This window comes from Vicinamibacteria bacterium (assembly GCA_035620555.1).
GTDB lineage: Bacteria > Acidobacteriota > Vicinamibacteria > Marinacidobacterales > SMYC01 > DASPGQ01.
In genome coordinates this window covers 1-5,724 of the sequence record DASPGQ010000618.1, presented here as the reverse complement: position 1 = coordinate 5,724, position 5,724 = coordinate 1, and the positions used below count along the sequence as shown (strand labels likewise).

Sequence of the window (5,724 nt, the reverse complement as noted above, 5' to 3'; positions counted from 1 at the left end):
GAGAGCGGTCTTGAAGCGGCGACAGAACTGGCTGCGCTACGTGGACGACGTCCACGTTCGCCACTCGGACCGATCTCTGGCGTGCAACGACCTGCAGGTATATTTCTCCGAAGATCGAGAATCGATCGAACACCTCGAGGCGTACGAGAACGTGGACTTGCGGATGAACGTTTCCGCCTCCGAGGAGCCCGGCGATCTCTCCGGAGGCAGTCGGAGCCGCATCACGTCGGAGCCCGGGCTCAAGCGTTTGTTGACCGACAAGCTCGAGGTCTATTTGCGAGAAGGCGGAGAGCACCTCGAGCGGGTGCGTGCGCTCGAAGGCGCGCGGCTGGTAATGACCCTTCTCGAAGGTGCCCAGGCCGGCTACCACAAAGAGCTCGAGGGATACACTCTGGCGTTCGACTTCGATGAGGAGGGAAGGCTCACCGTGCTTCGAGGAAGAGGAGGCGTGATGCTCGTCCTCACCCCCATGGCCGGCAGCAACGAACAGAAGAAAATCGTCACCGCGCGGCAGCTCGAGACGGATTTCGACCCCATTACCGGCGATATGTTGGAAGCGCGATGCGAGCGCTCGGTGACGTTCGAGCAGGGCGACGCCCGCGCCGAAGCCGAGCAGGGAACTTTTCGGGTTGCCGAATCACTGCTCGTGCTGGAGGAATCCCCGCGACTGTGGGACCAGCGAGCCCGGCTGGAAGCCGATGAGATCCGTATCAACGTCGATTCGGGAGACGTAGAAGGGCTCGGTGCGGTGCGTTCGACGACTCAGGCAGCTTCCGATGGCCGGGTGTTTCCCGGGAACGAGAGCGACGAAGCGGTGTACTTCGTCGCCGATCGAGTCCGGTACGACCGCAATAAGGACCTCGCCATCTATACCGACCATGCCCGCGGTTTCCAGGGGCAGAACCGGATCGAAGCCGACCGGATCGAGATATCGCAGTCGGCGGGCGACCTCGACGCGCGAGGCGGGGTCCGCACCGTTATCTTTCAGAGACTCTCGGGCGAAGCCGACGGTCCACCGAGGCCGACGGTGACGCTTGCCGAGGAGCTCGACTACCGTTCTCGAGCAGATGTCATGCTTTACCGGGGCCACGTCGATATGCGTGCGGAGTCCATGTCGCTGACGGGCGAGGAGCTCGACCTCAAGCTCGCCCCCGGTTCCGGGGAAGTGCGGGAGCTTCATGCGAGGGGACAGGTGGAGATCCAGACGCCCAACGGGAAAGCCGCGGGTGACGCGGCAAGATACTCCCCGAGCGACGACCAAGTGACGGTGACCGGTGAGCGGGCGTGGATGGAAAACGACGGTAAACTCACGGAAGCAAAGCAATTGACATTCTCTTTGACCGATGATACGATTTTCGTTGACGGCCAAGAGCAAAACCGCACTAAAACGACGTACTCATCGAAACCGCGCCCTCATTGATGCAGGTTTTGCGGGGCCGATCGCTCGCGAAGTCCTTTCGCAAGAAGAAAGTGGTCGACGACGTCACGATCGAAGTGCGTGAGGGCGAGGTCGTTGGACTGCTAGGTCCCAACGGTGCGGGAAAGACGACGACATTTCACATGGTCGTGGGTTTGACACGACCGGATTCTGGAAGTGTTTATCTGGATGATCAGGAAATCACAGAGTTCCCGATGTATCTCCGTGCCCGCAGCGGGATCAGCTACTTGCCCCAGGAGCCCTCGATTTTTCGCAAGCTCACCGTCGAGGAGAACGCCTTGGCCATTCTCGAGACCCTGAGCCTCGACGTCTCGGAAAAGCGGAGGCGACTCGCGGAAGTGCTGGAAGAACTTGGGCTTACCGACAAGGCGCGCTCGCGTGGCTATACGCTGTCCGGCGGGGAGCGACGCCGCGCCGAGATAACGCGCGCCCTGGTGACGTCTCCCGCCTTCATGCTGCTCGACGAGCCCTTCGCCGGCATCGATCCCATTGCGGTCGGGGACATCCAGAGGATCGTCCAGCATCTGAAAACCCGGGGAATCGGCATTCTGGTCACCGATCACAACGTCAGAGAAACCCTGAAGATCACCGATCGAGCCTATATAATGAACGATGGGAAGATTCTCTGCTCGGGAACCCCCGAGGAGCTGGCAGAAAACGAAGATGTTCGTCGTGTTTACTTCGGAGAGGATTTCCGGCTCGACTGAGCCGTGATTGGGCAGCCGTGCAGCAAAAGCTAAGCCTTCAGCCGAAGCTTCAGCAAAAGCTCATACTGACCCCGTCTCTCCAGCAGGCGATCAAACTCCTGCCGATGTCGACGCTCGAGCTTGCCGATATGCTCCAGCAGGAAATCACCGAGAATCCGCTCTTGGAGGAGGAAGTCGAACGAGAGAGCGCGGAATCGGTGGAGGGCAGCGAAGAGGCGGCGGCGGCCGAGACCCGCGACGAAAAGGCGGAGTCCGAGAGCAAGAACGAAGACTCGTTGAACGAGATCGATTACGAGTCCTTCTTCAGCGACTATCTCGACGATGGCTACCGGCCGCGGACGAGTTACGAGATCCCCGACCTTCCTCCAATCGAGAACACCCTCTCGAGCACCGCGTCGATCGCGGACCACCTTGCCTGGCAACTGCGCATGACGTTGAGTGACGACAAGGACATCGAGATCGGCGAAGCGATCATCGGTAACGTCGACGAGCATGGGTTCCTCCAGGCGACGACCGATGAGCTCTGTCAGATGGGTGACTACGAGCGTGCCGATGTGGAACGGGTGCTCACGGTCATTCAGGCATTCGATCCCGTGGGCGTCGCCGCGCGCGACTTGAGAGAGTGCCTATTGATCCAGCTTCGCCAGCTCGAGCTCGGAGGAACCCCAGCGGAAGTAATGGTCGCGGAGCACCTCGAGCTCCTCCAGAGTCACCGGTTCAACGACATCGCCAAGGCCATGTCCCTCCCCGTCGAAGAGGTGATCGAGCACTGTGAGATCATTCGCCGCCTCGATCCACAGCCGGGCTCGAAGTTCCATACCGAGCGCAGCCACTATGTGACTCCCGACGTCTATGTGGTCAAAGTGGACGACAAGTACGAGATCGTACTCAACGAGGACCGCTTGCCGCAGCTCCGAATCAGCTCGATCTATCGCCGGATGCTCGAGAACAAATCCGCGGAGAACGAAGCAACCCGCAACTACGTCAAAGAGAAGCTGCGGAGTGCGCTATGGCTGATCAAGTCGGTCGATCAACGCCAGAAGACCATCTATAAAGTAGCCAACAGCATCGTACGGCAGCAGATCGACTTTCTCGACAATGGCGTGGAGCATCTGAGGCCCATGGTGCTGCGGGACGTGGCAAACGACATCGAAATGCACGAGTCTACGGTCTCTCGAGTGGTGAGCAACAAGTACATGCACACGCCTCAGGGCGTCTTCGAGATGAAATACTTCTTTCACAGCGGCATCGCGAGCAGGGACGGAGAGCACGTCTCTTCCGTCACCATCAAGCGGAGAATCCGGAAGATCGTAGAAGAGGAGAATCCGAAGAAGCCCCTGTCGGACTCGAAGATCGTGAAGATTCTCGAAGATGAAGGACTCGTTCTCGCCCGCCGGACCATCGCCAAATATCGTGAAGAGCTGCGTATACCTCCTTCCAATCAGCGAAAGAATCTCTATAGCAGCCCCTTCGCCTCGTGACGCCGGGGCGCGCGTGCTCGATTTTCGAGGGAAGATATGGTGATAAAGATAACCGGCAGGCACGTCGACGTACCCGCCAGGCTGAAATCTCACATCGAATCACGAGTACAGAAGATCGGCCGCTACATCGACGGCATTACCGACGTACACGTCACTTTGTCGACGGAGAAATACCGGCAGATAGCGGAAGTGAACGTCCACTGCCGCGGCAATGTCCACCTCTCCGCCAAGGAGGCTTCGGAGGACATCAAGGCGTCGGTCACCCAGGCGATCGAGAAGCTCGAGGCCCAGGCGAAGAGGCAAACGGAGAAGCGGATTCACAAGAAACGTCGTCGGGCTGCACGTTTCCAGGGAGTGGGCACGTTCAACGTCATCTCCTCGGAGCGGAATGTCTCGCCCGCCGATCGTCGCGTGGTCGAGAGCCGACGGTTCGTGATCAAACCTTTGACGGTGGAAGAAGCGGTGATTGCGATCGACGAGGAGCAGGCGGAGTTCCTCGTGTTCCGCAACGCGACGACCGATAGCACCAACGTGCTCTACCGGCGTCCTGACGGGAACTTCGGGTTGATCGCGCCGGAACGATAAGGGGGATGGCGGACCCGAGGAGCGTTCGATTCGTCTTCATTACCGGGTTGTCCGGATCGGGAAAGACGCTCGCGTTGAAGGCCCTCGAGGACGCCGGTTACTTCTGTGTGGACAATCTTCCCGTCAACCTCATTCTCGCCTTTGCTGAGCTCACCGCCCAGGGTGGGGACAATATCGATCGAGTCGCCATCGTCGCCGACATTCGCGAGAGAGGACTGCTGAAGCATTTTCCCGAGGCGCTCGGCCGGCTTGCCGAACGGGGTTTTCCCACGACGGTGGTGTTCTTCGAGGCCCGCGACGAAGTTCTCGTGCGCCGGTTCAGCGAGAGCCGAAGACCTCATCCGCTCCAGGGGCGGGAGGGATCCTTGATCGAGGCCGTTCAGGTCGAACAGAACGAGCTCGCGCCCATACGCCAGCTCGCCAGCCGGATCTTCGACACGTCCGAGCTCACCGTCCATGAGCTTCGCCGTCAGGTCCTCGACAGCCTCGGCGGGGAACCGGCAGTCCTCGGGCCCGCGATCCACATCGTATCGTTCGGATTCAAGTACGGCGTCCCTCCCGGCGCGGACCTCGTTTTCGACGTACGTTTCCTGCCCAACCCGTTCTTCGAGAGCGCGCTTCGGGACAAGGACGGAAACGACCCCGAGGTCGAGCGGTATCTGATGGAGCGGCCCGCCACCGCCGAGCTCCTCGAGCGGCTGGTCGGGTTTCTTTCCTATCTACTTCCCCACTACGCGGCAGAAGGAAGGGCCAATCTCACGATTGCCGTGGGCTGTACCGGGGGGAAGCACCGTTCGGTCGTCATCGGCAATCACCTGGGGCAGCGCCTGCGAGGCGCTCGCCATGGAGTGCGGGTCTCGCACCGCGACTGCGAGAACGAGTGAGTCAGCCATGAGATTCGGATCATGATAGGAATCGTGGTAGTGACCCACGGCCAACTCGCCCGGGAGCTGGTCGCGGCGGCGGAGATCATCGTCGGCGATCTTCCGAACGTCACCGCCGTTTCGATCGGGTGGCACGAGAGCCCCGAAGACGCCCAGAAAGAAATCGAGGACGCGGTCGGACGCGTGGAATCCGGCAAGGGAGTGGTCGTGCTGACCGACATGTTCGGCGGCACCCCCTCGAATCTCAGCCTTACTCTTCTGGAGAAGGGAAGGCTCGAGGTGGTGACCGGGGTCAACCTACCGATGCTCATACGTCTCGCCAGCCTTCGGGAAGAGGAGGAGGGCGACGACCTGCATGCCGTGGCCGCCGAGGCGGCGCGCGACGGGAAAGACAGCATCTATCTGGCGAGCGACCTTCTTGCCAGTCAGGATCGCGAGCGTCGCGAGAACCGCGATGCTTGAGAAGAGAGTCCAGATCGTGAATATTCTGGGCCTGCATGCGCGCGCCGCCGCCCGTTTCGTGAGGGCGGCGGCACAGTTTCGCTCCGACGTCACGGTGACGAAGGACGGGACGACGACCGATGGTAAGAGCATCCTGGGTGTTCTGTTCTTGGCGGCCGCCGCGGGGA

7 protein-coding genes are annotated in these 5,724 nt (G+C 60.6%); all 7 read left to right on the top strand.

All coding sequences use genetic code 11. The features are described from left to right. The coding region (locus VEK15_25255; GenBank protein ID HXV64032.1) for an LptA/OstA family protein at positions 1-1,420 on the top strand (1,420 nt) is incomplete at its 5' end. Further along, positions 1,417-2,145 (top strand): LPS export ABC transporter ATP-binding protein, encoded by a 729-nt coding sequence (gene lptB, locus VEK15_25250; GenBank protein HXV64031.1) that lies wholly within the window; start codon positions 1,417-1,419, stop codon positions 2,143-2,145. The genes VEK15_25255 and lptB, both read left to right, overlap by 4 nt. Positions 2,146-2,162: 17 nt before the next feature. Continuing rightward, positions 2,163-3,626, top strand: a complete 1,464-nt coding sequence (rpoN, locus tag VEK15_25245) for an RNA polymerase factor sigma-54 (GenBank protein ID HXV64030.1) — start codon at positions 2,163-2,165, stop codon at positions 3,624-3,626. A 36-nt stretch (positions 3,627-3,662) separates the two neighbouring features. Further along, positions 3,663-4,211 (top strand): ribosome-associated translation inhibitor RaiA, encoded by a 549-nt coding sequence (gene raiA, locus VEK15_25240; GenBank protein ID HXV64029.1) that lies wholly within the window; start codon positions 3,663-3,665, stop codon positions 4,209-4,211. 5 nt (positions 4,212-4,216) lie between these two features. After that, entirely contained in the window at positions 4,217-5,095 is an 879-nt protein-coding gene (gene rapZ, locus VEK15_25235) for an RNase adapter RapZ (GenBank protein HXV64028.1), read from the top strand. A 21-nt stretch (positions 5,096-5,116) separates the two neighbouring features. Then, positions 5,117-5,557, top strand: a complete 441-nt coding sequence (locus VEK15_25230) for a PTS sugar transporter subunit IIA (protein HXV64027.1) — start codon at positions 5,117-5,119, stop codon at positions 5,555-5,557. Then, positions 5,451-5,724, top strand: a 274-nt coding sequence (locus VEK15_25225; protein HXV64026.1) for an HPr family phosphocarrier protein, incomplete at its 3' end; no start/stop codon positions are given. The genes VEK15_25230 and VEK15_25225, both read left to right, overlap by 107 nt.

Excerpts from the sequence above, each read along its gene's own strand:
- raiA (HXV64029.1), top strand. The coding sequence starts at position 3,663 with ATGGTGATAAAGATAACCGGCAGGCACGTCGACGTACCCGCCAGGCTG.
- rapZ (HXV64028.1), top strand. The coding sequence starts at position 4,217 with ATGGCGGACCCGAGGAGCGTTCGATTCGTCTTCATTACCGGGTTGTCC.
- VEK15_25230 (HXV64027.1), top strand. The coding sequence starts at position 5,117 with ATGATAGGAATCGTGGTAGTGACCCACGGCCAACTCGCCCGGGAGCTG.